Source organism: Mangrovibacterium lignilyticum, from assembly GCF_010882175.1.
Classification (GTDB): Bacteria; Bacteroidota; Bacteroidia; order Bacteroidales; family Prolixibacteraceae; genus Mangrovibacterium; species Mangrovibacterium lignilyticum.
Map to the genome: position 1 here is coordinate 1,569,331 of NZ_WKLH01000001.1, position 21,905 is coordinate 1,591,235.

Genomic DNA, 21,905 nt, shown 5'->3' on the forward strand with positions numbered 1-21,905 from the left:
ACAGGATTAAACTAAATAACATGAGTCAGAATACTGGTAAAGTCGTCCAGGTAATTGGACCTGTGGTCGATATAAGCTTCGACCAAGAGGGCACAGAGCTCCCTAAAATTCACGATGCACTCGAAATTGTCCGCCCGGGCACAACAAACCTGGTAGTAGAATGTCAACAACACGTCGGTGAAAACACCGTTCGAACAATCTCGATGGATTCGACGGACGGATTGAAAAGAGGTATGGATGTCATTCCTTCCGGGAAACCAATCACGATGCCTCAAGGTGAAAAAGCTCTTGGCCGTTTGCTAAATGTCACGGGTGATGCTGTTGACGGATTAAAGCAACTTCCCAAAGATGGTTTAAACATTCACAATAAGCCTCCAAAATACGAAGAACTAACAACTGAAACCGAAGTGTTATTCACCGGGATTAAAGTTATCGACCTGATTGAGCCCTACGCTAAAGGGGGTAAAATTGGTTTGTTCGGGGGTGCCGGTGTAGGAAAAACGGTATTGATTCAGGAATTGATTAACAATATTGCCTTAGCACACAGCGGACTTTCTGTATTCGCAGGTGTCGGTGAACGTACCCGTGAAGGAAACGACTTGCTTCGTGAGATGATTGAGGCCGACATCGTTGATTACGGTGAAGAGTTCAAAAAATCGATGGAAGCAGGCAGTTGGGACCTTGACAAAGTTGATGCGGAAAGCATTAAGAAATCGAAACTAGCCCTGGTATTCGGACAAATGAACGAACCACCCGGTGCACGTGCCCGTGTTGCACTTTCCGGATTGACTATTGCTGAAAGTTTGCGCGATGGAGACGGTACTCCGGGATCAGGAAAAGATATCCTGTTTTTCGTGGACAACGTGTTCCGTTTCACCCAAGCCGGTTCTGAGGTATCTGCCCTTTTGGGACGTATGCCTTCAGCGGTAGGTTACCAGCCAACACTGGCCAGTGAAATGGGTGAAATGCAGGAAAGAATCACATCAACAAAAAACGGTTCTATTACATCGGTACAGGCAGTTTATGTGCCTGCAGATGACTTGACCGACCCTGCGCCGGCAACGACATTTGCCCACCTGGATGCAACAACCGTATTGAGCCGGAAAATTTCAGAGTTAGGTATCTACCCTGCTGTTGACCCACTGGATTCAACTTCCCGAATCCTGAGTGAAGATGTCGTAGGAAAAGAACACTACTCTTGCGCTCAGCGTGTGAAAGAAATTCTGCAACGCTATAAAGAACTGCAAGACATTATCGCCATCCTGGGTATGGACGAATTGTCGGAAGATGATAAACTGGTTGTACACCGCGCCCGCCGCGTACAACGTTTCTTATCGCAACCATTCTTCGTGGCTGAACAGTTTACCGGACTGGAAGGGAAACTGGTTTCCATTGAAGATACAATCAAAGGTTTCAACATGATTATGGAAGGTGAAGTGGATCAATATCCTGAAGCAGCCTTCAACCTGGTTGGAACAATTGAAGAAGCTATCGCGAAAGGTGAAAAAATGCTGGCTGAAGCAGCTGTTTAATCGTCAAAATTGCATCTATGTTTCTTGAAATAATTACTCCGGAAAAGAAAATATTCAGTGGCGAGGTTAAGCTGGTTAAAGCTCCCGGAACCAAAGGTAGCTTTGAAATATTACCAAAACACGCCCCGATTATTTCGACACTGGAAAAAGGACAAATAAAGGTTGTGGACACCAGCGAACAAACAATTTTTGTTGAAATCGCAGGTGGTGTTCTCGAATCGCAAAATGATAACATTATAGTGCTGGCTGAACCTGCAGCATAGCCTATTATATAATGCCTAAAAAACCTGAAGGAGTTTCCTTCAGGTTTTTTCTTTTTATACTATTATATATATACAATCAATTTTTCAAAACATTGACAATGCGAAGTAACGCTTCTTCCAGCATTGCACGTGTACAACCGAGATTGATCCGCATGTAACCACTGCCCTGTTTCCCGAACTGAGTACCTCTATTCAATCCCACGCCGGCTTCCAGCATCGCTTTGCTCAGTTCCTCATCTGTCAGTCCGCATTTCGAGAAATCGACCCAAGCCAGGTAAGTTGCTTCCAATTTCATCGGTTCTGCTTCAGGCAAATTCTCTCTCAGGTATTCAACCATGAAATTGAAATTACCTTCCAGGTATTGAACCAGCTGCTTACGCCACTCTTCGCCTTTTGTAAAAGCGGTTTCCAATGCAATATGTCCGAAAATATTTCCCATATGCAAATGAGGAACATTCAGCGTACGCTCGTAACGGGTAAATAGCTTTTTGTTGGGTATAATTAAAAAAGATGTCGTCAGTCCTGCAATGTTGAATGTTTTGCTGGGTGCCATGCACACCACACAATTTGCAGCAATCTCTTCTGAAAGTGAGGGAACAGGTGTATGTTTATACCCTTCAAAAACCAGGTCTGAATGAATCTCATCCGAAACGATCAGGATCTTGTGCTCCACACAGAACTCGCAAAGCGCTGTTAATTCTTCGCGTGTCCAAACCATTCCCCCCGGATTTTGCGGATTACAAAGCAACAACATTTTGGTTTTGTCCGTGATCTTGCTTTTCAAATCATCCAGGTCAAAAGTATATCGACCATTAACCATCTTCAATGGATTCTCCAGAACAACCCGTCCGTTTCCTTTAACAGAATCGAAAAACGGGAAATACACCGGCGTTTGCACAATAACTTCGTCACCTCTTTTGGTGAATGTCTCCATCACCAGGTTTAAACCCGCCACCACTCCCGGGCTGTACGAAATCCACTCCTTTTCAATATCCCAACCATGACGCTGTTTCATCCAGTCGACAATAGACTGAAAATAAGACTCAGGCCGGAACGTATACCCCAGCACTTCGTGATTTAAGCGTTCACGAAGAGCATCCAATATAAAATCGGGCGTTTTAAAATCCATATCAGCAACCCAAAGCGGCAAGATATCCTTTTTCCCAAATACGCGTTCACACGCATCATACTTCAAACTGTTTGTGCCTTCCCGCAAAACAGGTTCATCAAAATCATACTTCTTCATGAAAGTTCACTACTTATATTATACTTCTATTTTTTTCAGGTAATTGCGCTCGCGTTCTTGTTCAACCTTCAGCACAAAATCAAACCGGTTTAACTGCAGGCAAAGATCGAAATCAGCGGTAGGAGACCAACTTTGCTTTTCCGCCTCAAAGAATCGCGCTCCTGCACCCAAACGTAATTGCGCCACCAGCTGTTCAAAATCAACAGGCTTTTCCTCCAACACAGCTTTAATATATTCAGCGAGGAAAGTATCCTCATCGGTCGGATAGCTGCAGGCATAGCCCATACAAACCAACGATAGCTGCTCGGGTTGTTGTTTTCGTATATAATTAATAATAGCCCCTGCGTTTACAAAACTTCCGGTAATCAACTCATCAGCCTGAAGCGCATTGGCTATTCCCTGCGTTCCGGAACTCGTTGTGTGCACCATTGTTTTAGCTGCTATGTCCAAACGCAATAATTGCGACGGCGAATTCCCACAGTCGAAGCCCTCCGGTTTCTGCTCGTTCCGTTCACCAACCAACAAAAAATCGGGATTTTGCTCCTTTAGTTGATAGGCATCCTCAATATTACCTACCGGGTAAATTCGCTGAACACCTCCCTCAAATGCATAGCAGGCTACCGAAAAAGCCCGAAATACGTCGATAATAACGGTTAATCCCTTGGCGTTCCGGGCACCATCCAGTAACTGTAGAATTTCAATTTGCATATTCTGCCACTTTAAAATAGCGTATCGCTCCTGATATTATAATGTGCGATCACACGAAATAAAGGATAAAACTAAACATTCATTCCCGGATTAGGCAGCAACGAGCTATTTTATTTCCTGAAGGAAGCCAATACGGCAGGTGAAACATGAACTGTTATGAATTATAAAGAATTTTCGAGGGAGATATCTAACATACTGCCACAAGTGTGGCAAAAACACAGGAAATTTGGAAGGCCTGTAACGCAAACGACTGACAAAAATCATGGTTTTAAAAGTTTCAGACCTTTTTGTGTTAAATACATGTTAATAGATACGAAATAAGTTTTAATTATCAAATTTTATTTTTGAGGTAATTTAAATACTAAACGAGCAGGACAAAGCCTCATTTACACCTCTTTTTCAGAACATTAAAGATTATGGACTCAGTAATATTTTAAACATACATGCTGAAGAGCATATTTTTTAACCTAGCCTTAACGTGTGTTTTGCAGCAGGTTTTCAAATGCTATCTATATTTGTACTGTGATTAACAATTTAAAATTAGAACAATGAAAACAATGAGAACATTTATCGCAATTTTTGCCTTAGTAGCTTCGGCAAACATCGCAATGGCAAGTGGAAACCTTCGCGTTGACATTTTACCATTAACATCAGATCGTGCAGTAGTAGCAGTTTCAAGCAAAGCAGAATCACAATACGAAATCAGTATTGAAAATGCTTATGGAGAAGTGATCTACTACAAAGAAACAGAAGGTAACGTAACTGACTATCGCAAGGTATTCGATTTTTCAAAATTATCAAAAGGTGACTACAAAGTCGTAGCAACAATCGACGGTGCAACCAGCGAACGTACTTTCAGTGTAGGTACAAAAGAAATTGCAGTTGGCGATTTGAAATATGTAGCTGATCCTGTATTCTCTTTCGACAAAGACATCCTGCGTGTAGCTTACTTGAACTACCCTGGTGAAAAAGTAAACCTTAAAATCTACGATGGCAACGATTTGATTTATTCAAAAGCAATCGATAGCAACTTTGCTGTAAACGAAGGTTTGAACTTAGCAAAATTGAGAAGCGGTAACTACCAAGTAGTATTGGCAAGTGGAAACGAAGTATTCGATTATACTGTTCGCAAATAATTGCGACAGTATAATTCAAAGCCATAAAAACATACGGAAAACCGTAATTACAGAAACAGAATTTTCGAGTTGAACGATTTAGATTGAGTAGGATTATGAAAACAACAATGAAAATTACCGGACTGCTAGTTGTACTTATTTTTTCAGCGCAACTAACTTATGCCTTTGTAACTCCAAAGGTTGAGATGAAAGCAATGGCGGGTAAAAACGCAATGCTTCAAATTGAAAAAGAAAAAAGTGCCCCGCTTGAGATTGTTATCCAAAACAAATCAGGCGAGATTATCTACTACAGTGAAACTGAAGAAGACACATCGAAGTACCTGCATGTATACGACTTTTCGGAATACAAACCAGGTGTTTACGATTTGATTGTGACCAATGACAATGTTGTAACTGAACACCAGTTTACAGTTGCTGACAATGAAGTTAATGTTGGTGAAAAGCAAATGACACAGAAACCATTCTTTGCTTACAACACCGACGAAAATGTTATTCGTGTAGCGTATTTAAATTATCCAGGCGAAAAAGTGAAGCTTAAAATTTATGAGGGGAATGAGCTTATTTATAACAAAGCATTGGATAATTCATTCTCGGTGAACGAAGGACTAAACTTATCGAAACTTCAGGCAGGTCAGTACCAGGTAGTACTTGCAGCCGGATCGAAGAAATTCAATTATCCGGTTGAGATCAGATAAAAAATGAACTTACTTATATAATGAGATCCAATGCGGTTATCGAAAGAGACCGCATTTTTTTTGCGCTAAACGAAAGGAGCAAACTTCAGTTTCCCAATCTTTTGGCGCACCGTTCCGCGCTCCGTCAGCCTAACAACCGCCAATACAACTGTAGCAATCAAACCCGGATTGGTAACCACTTCGGCAATTTCACGAATCCGCCGGTCACGGGCACGCAGACAATCCAATTTCCCACTTTCGCCGACAGCTGCATATTCACCGGCAAATTTCCAGGCTCCATCGCGTGCCAGTTTCATACTAAAATCGACCAGGTAATCATCAACCTTCCCGGTCAGTTTCAAAATCCATTTCAAAAAAGGCCACACAGCCGACAGATTGTCCTGCACTTCATGCACCAAATCCGATAAAATTTCATTGATCCGGTTAAAATCGTCCTTCAGATCATCGAGCTTTTGCCCGGCTGAAACTTCAGCTGCCGCAACACCCAGATCGAGGTTGATGTGAGCATTCATTCCGGCAAGCATATGCTGCAACACAATCGGCCAGTATTGAGGACTGAGCTCAAATGCCTTTTGCCACGAGAGCGACATTTCCGATCCGCTTTTATAGGCTCGCCAAGCGTCAATGTAGCGTTGCGCAAACGCCACATCCAACTTTTCCATGCGCGGGCCATCGTCAAAATAACCATTCCCAATTCCTTCTTTCACTTTGATAGTTACCTTTTGGTAAAGGGCAGCAAAATAACCGGCCGGATCCTTGTTCTGCCCGGCATCGGCAATAATCGCAGCCAGTTGATCAATTACTTCGTCGATATTTTTCATTGAATGACCGTTTTCAGAATCAACAGCATCAACGCCAACCCGGTTCATACAGCCCTGTAAACTTTTCAGTTCTTCCGGCTGCCCGACCACTCCCAAGCGATGCCCAAAGCAGTCAACTCCTACTTCCCGGAATAGACCGAAATCATTTTGCCAGTCGGATCGCCGGACTCACGCCATGTTTGTTATCCCCTATTTCCAAACTCAGATCATTTAACTTATTCAAAAAATTATTAATTTGGCTCGTACCAAAAAGTAAACCAGAAAAAGACCTTCAACCTTTAAAAACTTACAACTTATGTCACCAAAAATCGATTACCGGATTACCACCAAAGAGCGTGTCTATTTTTATATTCGACTATTCTTCAGTCTGCCGATGTATATTTTGATCACAGCGGGCATTTATATGTCTTTCAAAACTGCTAACCCGCAGATGGCATCGCTGTATGTTCTCTACTTTTACCTTGGCGCAATTTTAATCTACCTTTTCTTCCGGTTGGGTGTGCTCATCGGTTACCTGAAAGGGAATGCCATTAAACTTAGCAAGGATCAGTTCCCCGATATCTACAAAGTTGCGCAGCTGCAAGCGGAGCAACTGGGATTAAAATCGGTACCAAGTATTTATATTTTACAATCGGGAGGCATGTTGAATGCCTTTGCGGCGCGTTTCATGGGCAGCAATTATGTGGTGCTGTATTCAGAGATTGTGGAGGCCGCCTACCAGCAGGATAGAGCGATGCTCGAATTCATTATTGGTCACGAGTTGGGCCATATCAAACGCCGGCACATGCAGAAAAACCTGTTACTGATGCCCTCCTTCCTCATCCCGTTTTTAGGCGCAGCCTACTCCAGAGCCTGCGAATACACCTGCGACAATATTGGTCATGCCCTTTGCCCGTCGGGTGTACAAAGCGGATTGCTGGTACTGGCTTCGGGCAAAACCATTTACCGGAAAGTTAACCTAAAAGCCTACCTGAGACAGGATACCAGTGAAGATGGCTTTTGGAAATGGTTTGCCGAAAAGGTTTCAACCCACCCGAACCTAACCAAACGGCTGGCCGTTTTTACCGACGTGCGAAAACTGAACACCGGGAAAAGCCGTCTTCAGATCATTGAAGAAACGGTTACCGAAGCGCCGGTCGAAGAGAAAAAAGAAGACGATTACAGCCGCTATATGCCGCAATAATCACCCACAGATTGCTTCCTGAGGTTCGCCACAACGAAGGAATCCGGGAAAATTAAAGGCCACCCTCGAAACGGAGATGGCTTTTAATTTTCCCGGATACGCCGGATGACTTGAGGTCTGCCGTAAATTTTTTAAGCATGAAGCCAACTTATTCTGCTTCGTGATACGCCAGGTTGATCAGGGCAACCGTGTATTGATCGGGCTTTTCAGAATATTTGATCATGTATTCAGGCGCATACCAACCCGACATTTCATAGGCTTCAGGTTGCGGAATGGCAATCACATCGTCAGGCATACCCATCAGGTAGTCCAGTGTAATCATCGGTTCCCAGAAAATGAAGTGCCCTTCATACGATCCCCAAATAAAGGTGTAAGTAAAAGGCGTTCCGTTCAATTCGGGCGAGGTTACATCAACCCAATGTGCGCCCATTTCGGGAACCAGTCCCTGCAACAGGATGTAGTTGGCCGGCACATACATGTCGGCAGGTCTCGGATCTTCGTAAGGAGGTGCCATTGGAGGAATAGCCATACGCCCTTCGTTGCTGAGGGTGTAAAAGTGAAAATCGAAGTGCGGCACATCGTACACACCGGGAGGCTCGTGTCCGTGTGGGTTCCAATCAACCAGCGCATGTGTGTAAAACTGATGCCCCTTTGTTTTTGGCAATTCCAACACCAGTTGCACAACCTCATCGGGCAAATCCATTAATGCCTTGGCCGAAAGATTGACACCCACGGCCATCGGGTCGCCCATTTTGTCGACCTGCACCCACGCGCGAACAACGCCATTCCCCAAGGGCTGCGTCGAACTGTAGAAGACATTCATATCTGCCTTTTTCAAAACAGACGATGCGTCATTCAGATCCGATTGATCTGAAAAACCGGAGTCCTGACAAGAGGGTAGTCCCAATATGGCTACCATTGCCAACATCCAAACCGCAATTTTAAAGAACTTCTTCATAACCTCTAATAATTAATGATTAACCCTGCAAGTTAGCACCATGCAGCGGCCAAAGTCAAGGTTACATGTTGTATAAAAGATGTTTTTATCTCATTTTACCGCCCTGTGAATCAATGTCATACTTTATAGTCGCCTAAAAATAGTGTCGTGCCGGAATGACGCTTGAGAGTGATGCCCCGAAGAAGCCCAAAGTACCCCCCAACACTATCCATTTGTTCAGTATTCAATTCAACAAGATCGCGTAACTCGCCCGTTCCCCGGCAACCCGCCCAAGCTGGCTTTCGCAACCAGTTTGCAAAGCCGCTGCCCTTCCTGTCCCATTTTTCGTTATCCTGTTACCAGTCGAATCGCCCTGCCGGTTTTTTACCAGCCCTCTAATCCGGAAGCCTCCCTGCTAACATTTTGGCCTCCCTGCCCGAAAATTTCGCTCCCTGCTACCCCGGCAGTGCTCCCTGCCCGAATTTTTGTCGCCCTGCCCGGCAGGACGACCTCCCTTACCAGCAGGGAAGGTTACCCCACCAGCAGGGAGGCCGACTTTTCAGCAGGGAAGGGTGCCCCACCGGCAGGACGCCGAAAAAAGCAGCAGGGCGGGACTTTCTTTTGACAGGACTCACCGGTAATATAACAGGAAGGGCTTTTTGCGGGCACAGCACCCACCGCCGACCTGACAAAACAGTGTTGACAATCGGCAGGCGGAATGCCGGGTTATCAGGATGGTACTATTTTGAAGCCTCGCCAGCCCAAAGATTGCTTCTCCGGCAAAGCCGGATCGCAATGGCGGCCTCCATGTTTGCAGGAGAGTTGCGTGTCCCGTCATTCCGAGGAGAAACGACGAAGGGATCTCTACAAAAACAAAAGCCACCCTCCGAAACGGAAGGTGGCTTTCAATATTTCAGATTCACCGGGTCACTTTGAGTCACCCGGTGAATTACAGGAATCAAGTTCTATTCTTCGTGCGCTGAGATCAAAACCTCAAGGATTTTTTTACCGGCAGCAGCAACGCTTGAACCAGGTCCGAAGATGGCTACAACGCCTGCATCGTACAGGTATTTGTAGTCCTGAGCAGGAATAACACCACCGGCAATCACCATGATGTCGTCACGACCCAGTTTCTTCAGTTCGGCGATAACAGCAGGAACCAATGTTTTGTGACCTGCAGCCAGGGAAGAAACACCCATCACGTGAACGTCGTTTTCAACGGCTTGCTTAGCGGCTTCTTCCGGCGTTTGGAACAAAGGTCCCATATCCACGTCGAAACCAAGGTCGGCATAACCTGTTGCAACAACTTTTGCTCCGCGGTCGTGTCCGTCCTGCCCCATTTTAGCGATCATGATCCGTGGCTGACGGCCTTCCAATTCAGCAAATTTCTTTGCTAACTCCTGAGCTTCCTGGAAGGTTTTATCGTGTTTACTTTCGGCTGAATACACTCCTGAAATAGTTCTGATTACAGCTTTATAACGGCCTGAAACTTTTTCGCAGGCATCTGAAATTTCACCTAATGAAGCACGCTTTTGAGCGGCTTTGATAGAGAGATCCAGCAAGTTACCTTCGCCGGTTTCGGCACATTTGGTAATTGCTTCCAGGGCTTGTTTCACATCATCCTCGTTACGCTCAGCACGCAGCTTATTCAAGCGATCGATTTGTGACAAACGTACAGCAGTGTTGTCGATATCCAAAATATCGATTGGATCTTCTTTTGCCAAACGATATTTGTTTACCCCAACAATTGTTTGCACACCACTGTCGATACGTCCTTGTGTACGGGCAGCAGCTTCTTCAATACGCATTTTAGGCACACCGGTTTCAATCGCTTTCGCCATACCACCCAGCTTTTCAACTTCTTCGATCAAAGCCCAGGCTTTGGTGTACAAGTCTTTTGTCAACGCTTCAACATAGTACGAACCGGCCCATGGGTCTACGCCACGGCAGATTTCAGTTTCCTGTTGAATATACAACTGCGTGTTACGGGCAATACGAGCCGAGAAGTCGGTTGGCAATGCAATCGCTTCGTCCAGTGCGTTGGTGTGCAGCGACTGTGTGTGACCCAATGCCGAAGCCATAGCCTCAATGGCTGTACGACCTACGTTGTTGAATGGATCTTGCTCAGTCAACGACCAACCTGACGTTTGCGAGTGCGTACGCAATGCCATTGATTTTGGGTTTTTCGGGTTGAACTGTTTCACCAATTTCGCCCAGATCATACGTGCAGCACGCATTTTGGCGATTTCCATGAAGTGGTTCATACCGATGGCCCAGAAGAATGACAAACGAGGCGCGAAAGCGTCAATGTCAATTCCGGCGTTGATACCGGTACGGATGTAATCCAAACCGTCAGCAAGGGTGTAAGCCATTTCGATGTCGGCTGTGGCACCAGCTTCCTGCATGTGGTATCCTGAAATTGAAATTGAGTTGAACTTCGGCATATTTTGAGAAGTAAACTCGAAAATATCAGCAATGATTTTCATCGAGAACTCGGGTGGGTAGATGTACGTATTACGCACCATGAATTCTTTCAGAATGTCGTTCTGGATGGTACCTGCCAACTGATCCATAGTTGCTCCTTGCTCCAAAGCCGTTACGATGTAGAAAGCCAAAACCGGCAATACCGCACCGTTCATCGTCATGGAAACAGACATTTTATCCAATGGAATTTGGTCGAACAGGATTTTCATATCCAGAATAGAGTCGATCGCCACACCAGCTTTACCCACATCACCAACAACACGAGGGTGATCCGAGTCGTAACCCCGGTGCGTTGCCAGGTCGAAGGCTACAGAAAGACCTTTTTGACCGGCAGCCAGGTTACGGCGGTAGAATGCGTTTGACTCTTCAGCAGTTGAGAACCCGGCGTACTGACGGATTGTCCAGGGACGCATGGGATACATCGCTGAGTAAGGTCCGCGAAGGAATGGTGGCAAACCGGAAGCAAAATTCAGGTGCTCCATGCCTTCCAAATCTTCTTTGGTGTAAACTGGTTTCACCGGAATTTGCTCCGGAGTCACCCAGTTTTTTTCAATTTTGTGTTCAGTAGCCCAGGCAGCGGCATCGGCTTTTGCCTGTGCTTCTTTAATATTTATATTTTTAAAATTCGGTTTCATATTCAATAGATTTTAGATTCTAGATTCTAGACATTAGATTAAATTTTTCTGAAAAGCAATCAGCATTTTGACAATCTCCGAAGTTTTATCCAGTATTTCTTCTTTTTTACTCTCAGGGATATATTCCAGATCGCAGGCAAGAATCATCAATGATTCAACTTCGAACAAAGATCCCTTTGTCATATCCAGAAAGTGATTGAAATCTTTATTGGTTCCTCTACCAGCTCCTTCTGCAACGTTCAACATCACAGAGACAGCCGCCTTTCGGGTTTGAGAAGTCAATCCATAAAGCTCTTCAGATGGAAATTGTTTGGTCACCAGGTAAACGTCCTTCACCAGGACTCTTGCCCGTTGCCAAATCTTTATTTCCCTGTAATTATGCATCCTGAATGTCTATTGTCTAAATTCTGATGTCTTAATATCTGTTTATGCTATTCCCAATTTTGCATTATATGCTTTCAAATCTTCCAGCACATTGCTCTTCACGTGAATGAAGTTTTCAATGCCTTTCGCTTTTAAATCATCCATGCAAGCAGGAGCACCAGCTACAACGAAAATTCCTTCGCCTTTCATAGCGTCTAAAACAGCAGGAGCTAAGTCTACATATTCATCATCAGAACTACAGATCACAACAATCTCGGCACCGGCAGCTTTAGCTGCGGCAACACCTTCTTCAACTGTTGCAAAACCATTGTTATCCTTCACTTCGTAACCGGCAACAGCAAAGAAGTTGCAGGCAAACTGGGCACGAGCCTTACGGAATGTCAGGTTACCAATGGTCAACATGAATGCCAACGGACGTTTACCGGCTTTGGCAAATTTATCGGTAGCAGCACGCAGCTTTTCAAAAGCCATCGCGCCACGGTATGGTTTCAGTGTTTCAATTTCTGCATCTTCAGCAGTCAGATCAGTTGCGTCAAAAACAGCTTCATCCAGTTCCTTTTCCATTTTCTCCGTGAAATTCGGGAATTGGTTTGTTCCCAAAATATTTTCACGACGAGTGGCTACATTGATATCACGTTTTTTAGCCATCGCTTTAATTTCAGCTTGGATGAAACCTTCTTTTGCCGCTGCTAAGAAACCTCCTTTATCCTGAATAGTCAGGAACAGTTTCCAGGCTTCTTCAGCAATTGAAGCAGTCAACTCTTCAATATAGTATGAACCGGCACCCGGGTCTACGATTTTATCGAAGTGCGATTCTTCTTTCAACAACAATTGTTGGTTCCGTGCGATACGATCAGAGAACGTAGTCGGATCTTCGTAAATCGCGTTGAACGGAAGCACAGCAATTGAATCGGCACCACCAAGAGCAGCACTCATCGCTTCAGTCTGGGTACGCAGCATGTTTACGTAAGGATCGTAAACCGTTTTGTTCCATGTTCCGGTTTCAGCGTAAACATTCATTTTGCAGCAACCGTCGCATTTGGGTCCGTAAGCTTTTACGATTTGAGCCCACAACATACGACCTGCACGAAGTTTCGCGATTTCCATGAAGTAGTTCGCGCTAACGCTAAAATTGAACTTCATATTTTTGGAAACGGCGTTCACTTCCAGACCGGCCTCAGTCAAGGCTGAAAGATATTCAGCACCCTGAGCCAATGCAAAAGCTAATTCCTGAACTGCAGAAGCACCCGCGGCTCCGTAGCTTTTCGCGTTAACAGCGACCACTCGGTATTTCGGTAAGTTGGCTGATTTTTCAATCAGGTGTTTCACTTGCTCCACCGAACCTTCGAAGCCGTTTTTCATGCGACCGTAAAGCAGGTAATTTCCGAAAGGATCGCAAGCAACTGATGCGACAACATTTTTCGGATCCCATTTTCCGGCTAACACATAATCAGCAAAGCTTTCTGCGATTTTGTTGGTGTAGCACTTGGCAACAAAGTTTACCTCTACCGACTCCAGGCAAATACCTTCGAGCAACACTGCCATGTCGTCTTTGGTAACATTGATGCACTCATTAAAAACAAAGCCCAACGAGGTCACACCTTTCATCAATACGTCCAGTGCTTTCTTGTTGGCCTCGGCCAAATCTTTTACGATGATGTTCTGGCGAACATACCAATCGTTGTCATTTGTCTTGTTACCCCGAACAAATGGAAACTCACCGGGTAAGGTGTCCAGGTAGTTCAGGCTTGTCAAGTCTTCCTGACGGTAATACGGTTGAACGGAGAAACCTTCGTTTGTCCTCCAGACCAGCTTGCGGTCGAAGTCAGCGCCTTTCAGGTCAGCAGTAATTTTTGCTTTCCAATCTTCGCTACTGACAGGAGGAAATTCTTCAAAAAGTTTGTTATATTTTTCTGCCATAATGTAACTGTTAAGAAAATCAGGGGGCAAAATTAGTGGTTTTTAAGTATAGAATCCCATAAATAGTCAAGTTTTTAACAGCTTACTAACAAAAGTCAGTGTTTGATTTTCAATGTTTTACATATCGAAATCTCTACATGTATCCATTTCCCAAATTCACTTTTAGCGCCGAACAACAACCCATTGATTAACATTTATTTAGCGAGCATAATTTCAGACAAAAATGCCTTTTTTTCTCTCATTTTCAAGCCAATTCGTATATTAACCATTTGTTAAAATTGAGAAGCCCCTTGCCAAAGGAAGAGGCTTCTCGTATTCATCCTGTAACATGAAAAACTACTGATATAACTTTTCTCCGGTAGCGTGTTTCAGCTGATAACCGGCTAACAGATAGTCGATTTTTGTTTTGATTAATTCCAACTTACTGTCCTCCAAATTTGTGGAAGCGTCCAACAAATCAAGGTTTGTAATAGTACCCGACCGAAAGCTCACTTCCGCTAGCCTGTAGCCTTCGTTTGCTTGTTCAAATTGCATCTCGACCTGTTCTATTTTCAGTTTTGCCGCTTTGAGGTCTTCTATTGATTGAATCACTTCTTGCTTAACACCTTGTTTTGCCGATTCGGTTGCATAACGCAACTCTTCTTGTTTCGCTTGCTGAAGTGCCAGCTGATGTTTTGTTTTCGATGCACTGTAAATTGGAACCTGAACGCCTACGCCGACAGTGAAATTCGGTCTGATCTCCTGAATATCCGGTTCAAACCCGTTTTTTACGCCAACCGTTGCTAAGGCGGAAATACTTGGATTGACCTGTGCATGAATCGCATTTGCCTGTAGGCTGGCAATATTTTCCTGTTCCTTTGCAATCTTAATTTGATCGCTATTGGCAAAAGCCTGCTCCAAAGCTTGCCCCAACTCTGCTTGAACAAGCAGCTGAGACAGCTCTTCAGGAAATTTTACCTGTGAATCAAAGTCGAGCCCAACCAAGGTCGACAAAACAGCCAATTCCTTTGTCCGAAGTGCCTCTAAATCGACGCGTTTACTTTTCAATTTCGAAATACGGACTTGTGTCGAAAGCAGTTCGTATTTGGTCGACGTGCCGGCATCCAGCTTTTTAGTCACCGTCTGCTTATGTTCTTGCAGAGTTGCCATTTCTTCGTCATTGATTTCGATCGCATTTTGTAGAAATACAACCTGAAAATAGGAATTAATAAGCTTCAGACTCAACTGTTCCTGCAACTGTTCAATCGACTCATTCAGCAAAAGTTTTCGCGCTTGCTCAACAGCAACCAATTTGCCGGTACGCCCAAAATCGTACAGCGTTTGTTCGTAATTGATGCCTGCACTTATATTATCGGCAGGGTTCAACTCTGCCTCTCCTATTCCCGGAAGATCAAATTTACTAATCGGTCCAACCCGGGTGTAGGATGCCCCCCCGGTGACCATCGGACGCAAAGCTGACTGAACCAGCTGCATTTGTTCATCGGCCTGCACCAGCGACTGCTGCGCCTTCAACACAGCCGGATTGTTTCGAATCATTTGCTGCAACAGGCTATCGAGTTCATATTGGCCGGAGCTACCTGCAGCCAGTGAAAAACCGGATGCACACAACCAAAGCAACACCGCCCCAAGTGTATTTTTCAGATATAATCGTGTCATATTTTTCATAACAATGTTCTCTTAAATTATTCAATGCCGGCTTATTCGGCAGAAGAACCAATGACTTCAGCTTGATCCTTTTTTCGTGTTTTCAACGCGAGCACGGGAATAACAGCCAATACCGTTATCGCGGCAGCAATCAGAAAGTCATCTGAAATTCCCTGGATATAACCTTGATTCATCACGTGTTTAACCAGCAACATCTTTCCTTGCTGCATCGATTCACTCACCGAGCTCCCCGCCGCATGCACAATGTGTTGGGACATTCGGGAAAGTGACCCAAAAAATTCCGGCGAATTCCCGGCAAGCTGTTCACCAAACACTTGCTGGTGATAAATTGTGCGGGTGGTCAACAAGCTACTTAAAATAGCTACGCCGAAACTCCCTCCCAACTGACGGGTAACATTGAACAAGCTCGAAGCCTGAGCCATTTGGTCCCTCGGAATTTCAGAAAGTGCAATGGTGCTAAGCGGAGCAAACAGAATCCCCATTCCAAGTCCCCTGAAATACAACATTGCCATAATGGCGGCATGTTCTGTTTGGTACGACAGGAAGTAGCCCATCACAAAACTTATTACAATACAAGCAATACCGGTTAGCAATACAATCTTTGCATTAATCTTCGTAACCAATTTCCCGGCCAACGGAGCAACCATTCCTTGTATAACCCCTACCGGAAGAAAAACGGATCCAGCTTGTATGGCTGTCCATCCCAAAGAATTCTGAAGAAATAGCGGAAGGATAAAAGGAGTCCCAAACATGCCAATACCAAAAATAAACATGATCAGGTTACTCAATCCAAAGTTCCAATCTTTCAGCAGTTTTATATCGATAAAGGGATCTTTCACGTGCAACTCCGCTACAATAAAAACCGCCAGACTGATCAATGCGACAGCAAAACAGAGTAAAATATAAGGCGCCGTCCATCCTTCCGAGTTACCTACTGCTTTTCCCTCCGAAAGCGCGTAAAGCGTCACCGGCAGGAAAGCAACAATGGAGAAAAACCCCCAGGGATCGAACTTGCGAACTTTCGGACTTTTATATTCCTGTTGAATCAGGTAGGTTACGAACAAACCGATCAAGCCAACCGGAACATTCACCAGGAAGATCAGCTGCCAGCTAAATGTGTCGACCAGGTAGCCGCCAATGAGAGGACCGAAAGAGACAGAACTGGCTGCAGCCACGGCCCAAAGCCCCAAGGCGACGCCGCGCTCCTTTGGCGGAAACTCGCGGCTGACAATCGCCATCCCCATCGGCATGATTGTTCCGGCACCAAGTCCTTGAACAATGCGCGATATAATCAGTGTCTGTTCACTATCCGATATTCCACAAAGTGCAGAACCAACCGTGAACAAGAGCAAGCCAGTAAAGTAAACTCGCTTATAACCGAACCTGTCGGCCATCCAGCCGGCAATGGGAAGCACGACTGCTAACGATAAAAGATAAGCTGTGAGCACCCATTCGATTTGGTCGAGGCTGGCTCCAAAATTTGCCATGATCTTGGGCAAGCCCACATTCACAATCGTTGCATCGAGCACCGACATGAACGTACCAATCATCACATTGGCCAATAACCACCACTTATAAGAATTTTTTCGGGGATGAAAAAAGGATGATCGCGGCCTTAAGTGCCAACGTATTCGATGTAAAAAAAGAGTCACCATACGACTAGTTGCGCTCTATTTTAACGACCACTGACATCCCCGACAACAGTGGATATTTATTTGAATTTTCAACATCTTGAATACTTACTTTCAATGGAATTCGCTGGGTTACTTTCGTAAAATTCCCCGAAGCATTATTCGGCGGAATCAACGAGAACTGCGATTCTGTGCTCGCGCCTACGTAAATCACTTTTCCTTCAAAAGTCACATCGGGGTAGGCATCGATGGTATATTTACTCTTACTGCCGTTATGAATACCGCCCAGCTTTGTTTCTTCCAAATATACTTTCACCCAGACTTCGTCATTCTCAACCACCGAGTAAACCGACTGTCCTGCCTGCACCACGTCTCCCTCCAGAAGCCATCGTTTAGCAATTACACCGCCCGAAGGCGCATAAACCTTCGCATCATCCAGTTTCGATTTTACAAGCTCGATCTGGCTGAAAGCTGCCTGAACCGAAGCCTCTGCGCTTTTCTGCGCCGCTGCCTCAAGCGCTATGTCCTTTTGGCCTGACGCATAACGAGCCTTAGCTGCTTTGAACGAATCTTCAGCGTGATCATAAGCTTCTTTCGTAATCACTCCGCCTTTATACTGAACCTCGGCACGATGGAAATCCTTCTCCGTTTTGTCAACTTCAATTCCCAACACGTTCAACTGCTCTTTGCTCAACGCAAATTTCGCAGCTGTCTCCCGGGCCTTAGCCTCAGACTGAACTTGCATGCTTTGCAAATAAGACTTTTCAGCAACCAAATCGGTACTGTCAAGCTCAAAAAGCAGTGTCCCCGATTCCACGTGGTCACCTTCATCAACATACAACTTCGCGATTCGCCCCATCATTTTAGGACTGGCCGTTACCATGTTAAATTCAACAAAAGCATCGTCAGTCGATGCATATTTCAAATAGTCCAGGTACCAATAAATACCTCCACCAATAACCAATACCAACACCAGTAAAACCGGAAGGTATACCGTTTTAAATTTTTTACTCATATTTCTGTTTTCTTGTTTAATTGTCATTCTGCAACCCGCAGTCCTTTGCAGAAAATGTCGAGAAAAAGCTTGACTTGATCAAGGTGAGCACTCTTATCTTCCTCTTTCTGAAAAACGTGTTTACTGCGTAGATAGATTATTCGTAACCCACGAACCAAGCCGTTAAAAAGGGCAGCAGTAGCACGTAGATCTTCTATTTGAAATTGTCCTTTCTCAACACCCAACTGCAAAATATCTGCGATCAGTTCATCTTCCAACTGATTAAAGTCCTTCACAGCATCGTTCATAAAGCCCTGCAGATTTTTCTGATACATGCTCTTCATCCGTGAAAGATTAATCAAACGCTCGGTCATTTCCAAACGAGTCACCATATACTGATGAAGCATCTCATCCGGATCGGAAAGCTGCTCAATTTTAGCGCGGATCGTCTCGAGAAACTCATCCTTTTCCCGCTCAATTATCGAGCGGTACAACGCCTCCTTATCCGGGAAATAATAATAGAGCGAACCTTTCGACATCTGCATGTCATTGGCAATTTCCTGCATGGTTGTTTTTTCAAAACCATATTGCGCAAACCGACTTTGAGCCACATCAATTATTTGCTTCCGTTTCTCCGACTGCGCATCTTCATTTCGAACGACACCTTCCATTTGACCATTCTGTTTGATTAGTCAAATTTAAGATAAATCTATCAAATAGAAGACCGATCGGTCCTTTTCTCAGCTATCAGATCCAAAACTTTACATTAAATACATATTCATCGACGAAAATCAGGAAAAGAAAGCATGATCCGGTTGCTGAAGTAAAGCCAATCACCTATTTTTATCTTCCGCTAACTGCATCGAATAAAACAGGATATGAAGCTAATTCCCCAAATATTACTCATACTGACTCTGTCTTTCTCAATGCATGCCTGCCAAAAGATTGAAGGCCCCGCGAAAAACATCTTCCAAACCTGGGAAGTCAAAGAGTTTGTTTCCACTGAATCAACAAACTACAGCAAAAGAGAAGACTCGCCAATCTACCTTACGATCCATGAAGACCAGAGTTATTCGCTCAAACTTGATGCAAACATCTGCCAGGGCAGCCTCTTAAGAATCACGGATCTTTCCATTATTTTTGAATCACCGGCCTGCACCGAAATTTGCTGCGATAGTCCGTTCTCATCACACCTCGCTGATTTGCTACCTTTCATCTCCATGTATAAAGTTCAGGACAACATCTTGCGACTGTCAATCAGCGATTGGGGATTCATCGAATGTGAGCGGGTCGACTAAAACCGACCAAAGGCGATTTCGTATCATTTCTAAAGAAATTCTAAACAACACGCGATTTTAGGGCATCAAAAAGGCGACTGCTCAAACTTTTTGTAGATTTGTCATACAACTTCACAAAAAAGACCAGATCAACAATGTGAGCTCACAGCCCGCTGGAATCAGGCCTTTTAACTATTTAATAAGCTTAAAATGATCACACTTGAAAGTAAAACGGGACCGAATATCACAATTGATCATACATCATATCATTATTTTGCAGGCAACAACTACCTGGGGCTAGCCAGCAATCCGGAGCTTATCAACAAGGCTATTGACGCCTTAATCCACTATGGAACGAACTTTTCAGCGTCGCGCCAAACAACAGGAACAGCAGATATACACCTGGAGCTAGAAACGAAATTAGCCCGATTCAAAGTCAAGCAAGCCGCGGTGGTGTTTGCCTCCGGCTATATGGGAAACAAACTGTTGATGGATTACCTAAAAAGCGAATGCCCGGTCGTACTGACCGATGCCATGGCACACTCCAGCATCATTGACGGTATTCCACGCGATATTGAAACGATTGACACCTACAAACATCTCGACACAGTGCACCTGGAAAGCTTGTTGAAGAAGTATGCCGGGAAACGTGCATTAATTGCAAGCGACGGACTATTTGCATTGACCGGGGAAATTGCGCCACTGGACAAAATTCACCGTCTGGCAGAAAAATATGATGCCCTGATTCTGATTGACGATGCACACGCAACCGGTATCTTGGGAAAAAACGGACGAGGAACACCCGAGCATTTTGAGTTGGCTGATTCTCCTCGGATTTATCAAGCTGAAACCATGAGCAAAGCAATCGGATCCTACGGAGGATTCATCGCCGGAAGCACTGAAATGATTCAGATCATTCGGGGAAAATCCGCTTTTTACGGGGCTTCAACCTCACTCCCTCCGGCATTGGTCGCCAGCGGATCCGCAGCATTGGACTACATTAAAGAACACCCGGAATTGCAACAACAGCTCTTAGCCAACATTCGTTATCTAAAAATTGGAATCAAGCAGCTGGAACTCAAAACCTCCACCGCCGAAACTCCGATCATCCCAATCTTTTTTAACAAAAAGGCGGATGCTCAAAAACTGTCAACATACCTGAAAGATCATCAAATAATTGCACCGGCAGTCGATTACCCGGTTAAAACTGACCAATACATTGTCAGGCTGACTGTTTCAGCTGCGCATACACAAGACCAAGTGAAATACCTCATAAGCACCTTAAAAACCTGGACCGAAGATTATGGAAGGAACTAAAATAATAGCCGTTAGCATTGAAAAATTAAATATTCCGCTGGATGCCCCATTTACGATTGCAACAGGCGCCAAATACCAAATTGAAAACGTACTGATCACGCTGACGCTTGAAAATGGCATTATGGGCTACGGCGAAGCGGCGCCCCTCGAACCGGTTAACGGTGAAAATCAAGGGACAGCGCTGGCGACACTCCTCAGCTGTAAGGATTATCTGAAAGGAAAGTCCGTATCCGACTATCGTCAAATATCGAAACACCTAAAAAGCGTCTTCTGGGCACAAGTCACCGCCCGTTGTACCATCGAGATGGCCTTGCTCGACGCTTACACCAAATGCTTGAATATTCCGCTTTACCAGTTTTTGGGTGGAGCTGAACGCTTAATTGAAACAGATTACACCATTGATATTGTCTCGGCAGCTACCGCCAAAACAAATGCTCAAAAACTAGCCGCCAAAGGCTACAAAACCTTGAAAACAAAAGTTGGAAAGAAGCTTCAGGACGACGTGGCGCGTGTTATTGCCATTAAAGAAGGGGCACCCGACTGCAAAATCATGCTGGATGCGAACCAAGGGTATTCACCAGCCGATGCCATCCACTTTCTGGAATTACTCGAAAAAAACGGTGTTCGGCCCGAGTTGTTTGAGCAACCTGTGGTGAAGCATGATCTGCGGGGAATGAAACGAGTAAAGGACAGTACTTCTGTTCCAATTGCCGCTGATGAAAGTGTTTTTACCGCTGCCGATGCCCTGGCAGTAGCAAAAGCAGATTGTGCTGACCTGATCAACATCAAAATCATGAAGTCTGGAATTGTCGAGGCACTTGACATTGCGGCCATTGCGCGAACGGCCAATATGGGATTGATGATCGGCTGCATGCTCGAAAGTAAACTGGGACTCGGAACATCTGTCCACTTTGCTGCCGGACTCGGCGGATTCAGCTTTATCGACCTCGACCCGCATATCGATCCGGCCAAAGAACCATTTAGCGGTGGCCCAGACTTTTCGGATCCCTGCTATCGAATGAATGAACTTCCAGGAATTGGACTTACAAAGAACATATCTTGACTTAGCATAGAATA

At 44.7% G+C, this 21,905-nt stretch carries 19 protein-coding genes; 8 read left to right on the plus strand and 11 right to left on the minus strand.

Features of this window, described 5'->3' with window-relative positions:
* Nucleotides 1-20: 20 nt before the first annotated feature.
* Together atpD and atpC are read left to right on the plus strand one after the other, a co-directional pair.
* Nucleotides 21-1,532 carry a F0F1 ATP synthase subunit beta gene (gene atpD, locus GJV22_RS06330; RefSeq protein WP_163710297.1) on the plus strand — a complete coding sequence of 504 codons (1,512 nt, stop codon included), beginning with the start codon at nucleotides 21-23 and terminating at the stop codon, nucleotides 1,530-1,532.
* Nucleotides 1,533-1,549: 17 nt separating this feature from the next.
* Nucleotides 1,550-1,795, plus strand: a complete 246-nt coding sequence (atpC, locus tag GJV22_RS06335; RefSeq protein WP_163710301.1) for an ATP synthase F1 subunit epsilon — start codon at nucleotides 1,550-1,552, stop codon at nucleotides 1,793-1,795.
* Nucleotides 1,796-1,871: 76 nt separating this feature from the next.
* On the opposite strand, the gene GJV22_RS06340 is transcribed toward atpC, so the two are convergent.
* Both GJV22_RS06340 and GJV22_RS06345 read right to left on the minus strand, forming a co-directional pair.
* A complete protein-coding gene (locus tag GJV22_RS06340) occupies nucleotides 1,872-3,041 on the minus strand; it encodes a MalY/PatB family protein (protein WP_163710304.1) in 1,170 nt (389 codons plus the stop codon).
* A gap of 18 nt (nucleotides 3,042-3,059) precedes the next feature.
* Nucleotides 3,060-3,749 carry a 2-phosphosulfolactate phosphatase gene (locus GJV22_RS06345; protein ID WP_163710307.1) on the minus strand — a complete coding sequence of 230 codons (690 nt, stop codon included), beginning with the start codon at nucleotides 3,747-3,749 and terminating at the stop codon, nucleotides 3,060-3,062.
* A gap of 548 nt (nucleotides 3,750-4,297) precedes the next feature.
* On the opposite strand from GJV22_RS06345, the gene GJV22_RS06350 reads away from it, so the two are divergent.
* Both GJV22_RS06350 and GJV22_RS06355 read left to right on the plus strand, forming a co-directional pair.
* Entirely contained in the window at nucleotides 4,298-4,885 is a 588-nt protein-coding gene (locus GJV22_RS06350) for a hypothetical protein (protein ID WP_163710309.1), read from the plus strand.
* A 95-nt stretch (nucleotides 4,886-4,980) separates the two neighbouring features.
* The gene (locus tag GJV22_RS06355; protein WP_163710313.1) at nucleotides 4,981-5,580 is read left to right on the plus strand and encodes a hypothetical protein; all 600 of its coding nucleotides are present in this window, start codon (nucleotides 4,981-4,983) and stop codon (nucleotides 5,578-5,580) included.
* 65 nt (nucleotides 5,581-5,645) lie between these two features.
* Here the strand turns inward: GJV22_RS06355 and GJV22_RS06360 are convergent, their stop codons facing one another.
* Nucleotides 5,646-6,401 carry a DUF5995 family protein gene (locus GJV22_RS06360; protein ID WP_163710316.1) on the minus strand — a complete coding sequence of 252 codons (756 nt, stop codon included), beginning with the start codon at nucleotides 6,399-6,401 and terminating at the stop codon, nucleotides 5,646-5,648.
* Nucleotides 6,402-6,696: 295 nt separating this feature from the next.
* On the opposite strand from GJV22_RS06360, the gene GJV22_RS06365 reads away from it, so the two are divergent.
* Nucleotides 6,697-7,584 (plus strand): M48 family metallopeptidase, encoded by an 888-nt coding sequence (locus GJV22_RS06365; protein ID WP_163710319.1) that lies wholly within the window; start codon nucleotides 6,697-6,699, stop codon nucleotides 7,582-7,584.
* 148 nt (nucleotides 7,585-7,732) lie between these two features.
* Here the strand turns inward: GJV22_RS06365 and GJV22_RS06370 are convergent, their stop codons facing one another.
* From GJV22_RS06370 to GJV22_RS06405, 8 genes are all read right to left on the minus strand, one after another.
* Nucleotides 7,733-8,542 (minus strand): hypothetical protein, encoded by an 810-nt coding sequence (locus GJV22_RS06370; protein WP_163710322.1) that lies wholly within the window; start codon nucleotides 8,540-8,542, stop codon nucleotides 7,733-7,735.
* A 944-nt stretch (nucleotides 8,543-9,486) separates the two neighbouring features.
* Complete coding sequence (gene scpA, locus GJV22_RS06375) at nucleotides 9,487-11,640, minus strand: methylmalonyl-CoA mutase (RefSeq protein ID WP_163710325.1); 2,154 nt, start codon at nucleotides 11,638-11,640, stop codon at nucleotides 9,487-9,489.
* Between the two features lie 33 nt (nucleotides 11,641-11,673).
* The gene (locus tag GJV22_RS06380) at nucleotides 11,674-12,024 is read right to left on the minus strand and encodes a four helix bundle protein (protein ID WP_163710328.1); all 351 of its coding nucleotides are present in this window, start codon (nucleotides 12,022-12,024) and stop codon (nucleotides 11,674-11,676) included.
* Nucleotides 12,025-12,066: 42 nt separating this feature from the next.
* Nucleotides 12,067-13,944: a methylmalonyl-CoA mutase small subunit gene (mutA, locus tag GJV22_RS06385; RefSeq protein ID WP_163710331.1), complete on the minus strand. Its 1,878-nt coding sequence runs from the start codon at nucleotides 13,942-13,944 to the stop codon at nucleotides 12,067-12,069.
* Nucleotides 13,945-14,280: 336 nt separating this feature from the next.
* Nucleotides 14,281-15,600, minus strand: coding sequence for a TolC family protein (locus GJV22_RS06390; protein WP_163710334.1), 1,320 nt, complete (start codon nucleotides 15,598-15,600; stop codon nucleotides 14,281-14,283).
* 41 nt (nucleotides 15,601-15,641) lie between these two features.
* Entirely contained in the window at nucleotides 15,642-17,159 is a 1,518-nt protein-coding gene (locus GJV22_RS06395) for a DHA2 family efflux MFS transporter permease subunit (protein ID WP_205461756.1), read from the minus strand.
* A 109-nt stretch (nucleotides 17,160-17,268) separates the two neighbouring features.
* Complete coding sequence (locus tag GJV22_RS06400) at nucleotides 17,269-18,255, minus strand: HlyD family secretion protein (protein ID WP_163710340.1); 987 nt, start codon at nucleotides 18,253-18,255, stop codon at nucleotides 17,269-17,271.
* 23 nt (nucleotides 18,256-18,278) lie between these two features.
* Complete coding sequence (locus GJV22_RS06405) at nucleotides 18,279-18,905, minus strand: TetR/AcrR family transcriptional regulator (protein ID WP_163710343.1); 627 nt, start codon at nucleotides 18,903-18,905, stop codon at nucleotides 18,279-18,281.
* 207 nt (nucleotides 18,906-19,112) lie between these two features.
* On the opposite strand from GJV22_RS06405, the gene GJV22_RS06410 reads away from it, so the two are divergent.
* The 3 genes from GJV22_RS06410 to GJV22_RS06420 all read left to right on the plus strand — a co-directional run bounded on the left by GJV22_RS06410 (nucleotide 19,113) and on the right by GJV22_RS06420 (nucleotide 21,891).
* Entirely contained in the window at nucleotides 19,113-19,532 is a 420-nt protein-coding gene (locus GJV22_RS06410; RefSeq protein ID WP_163710346.1) for a hypothetical protein, read from the plus strand.
* Between the two features lie 189 nt (nucleotides 19,533-19,721).
* Entirely contained in the window at nucleotides 19,722-20,828 is a 1,107-nt protein-coding gene (locus GJV22_RS06415) for an aminotransferase class I/II-fold pyridoxal phosphate-dependent enzyme (protein WP_163710347.1), read from the plus strand.
* Entirely contained in the window at nucleotides 20,815-21,891 is a 1,077-nt protein-coding gene (locus tag GJV22_RS06420) for a dipeptide epimerase (protein ID WP_163710350.1), read from the plus strand. Before GJV22_RS06415 ends, GJV22_RS06420 begins: the two co-directional genes overlap by 14 nt.
* Nucleotides 21,892-21,905: the final 14 nt, after the last annotated feature.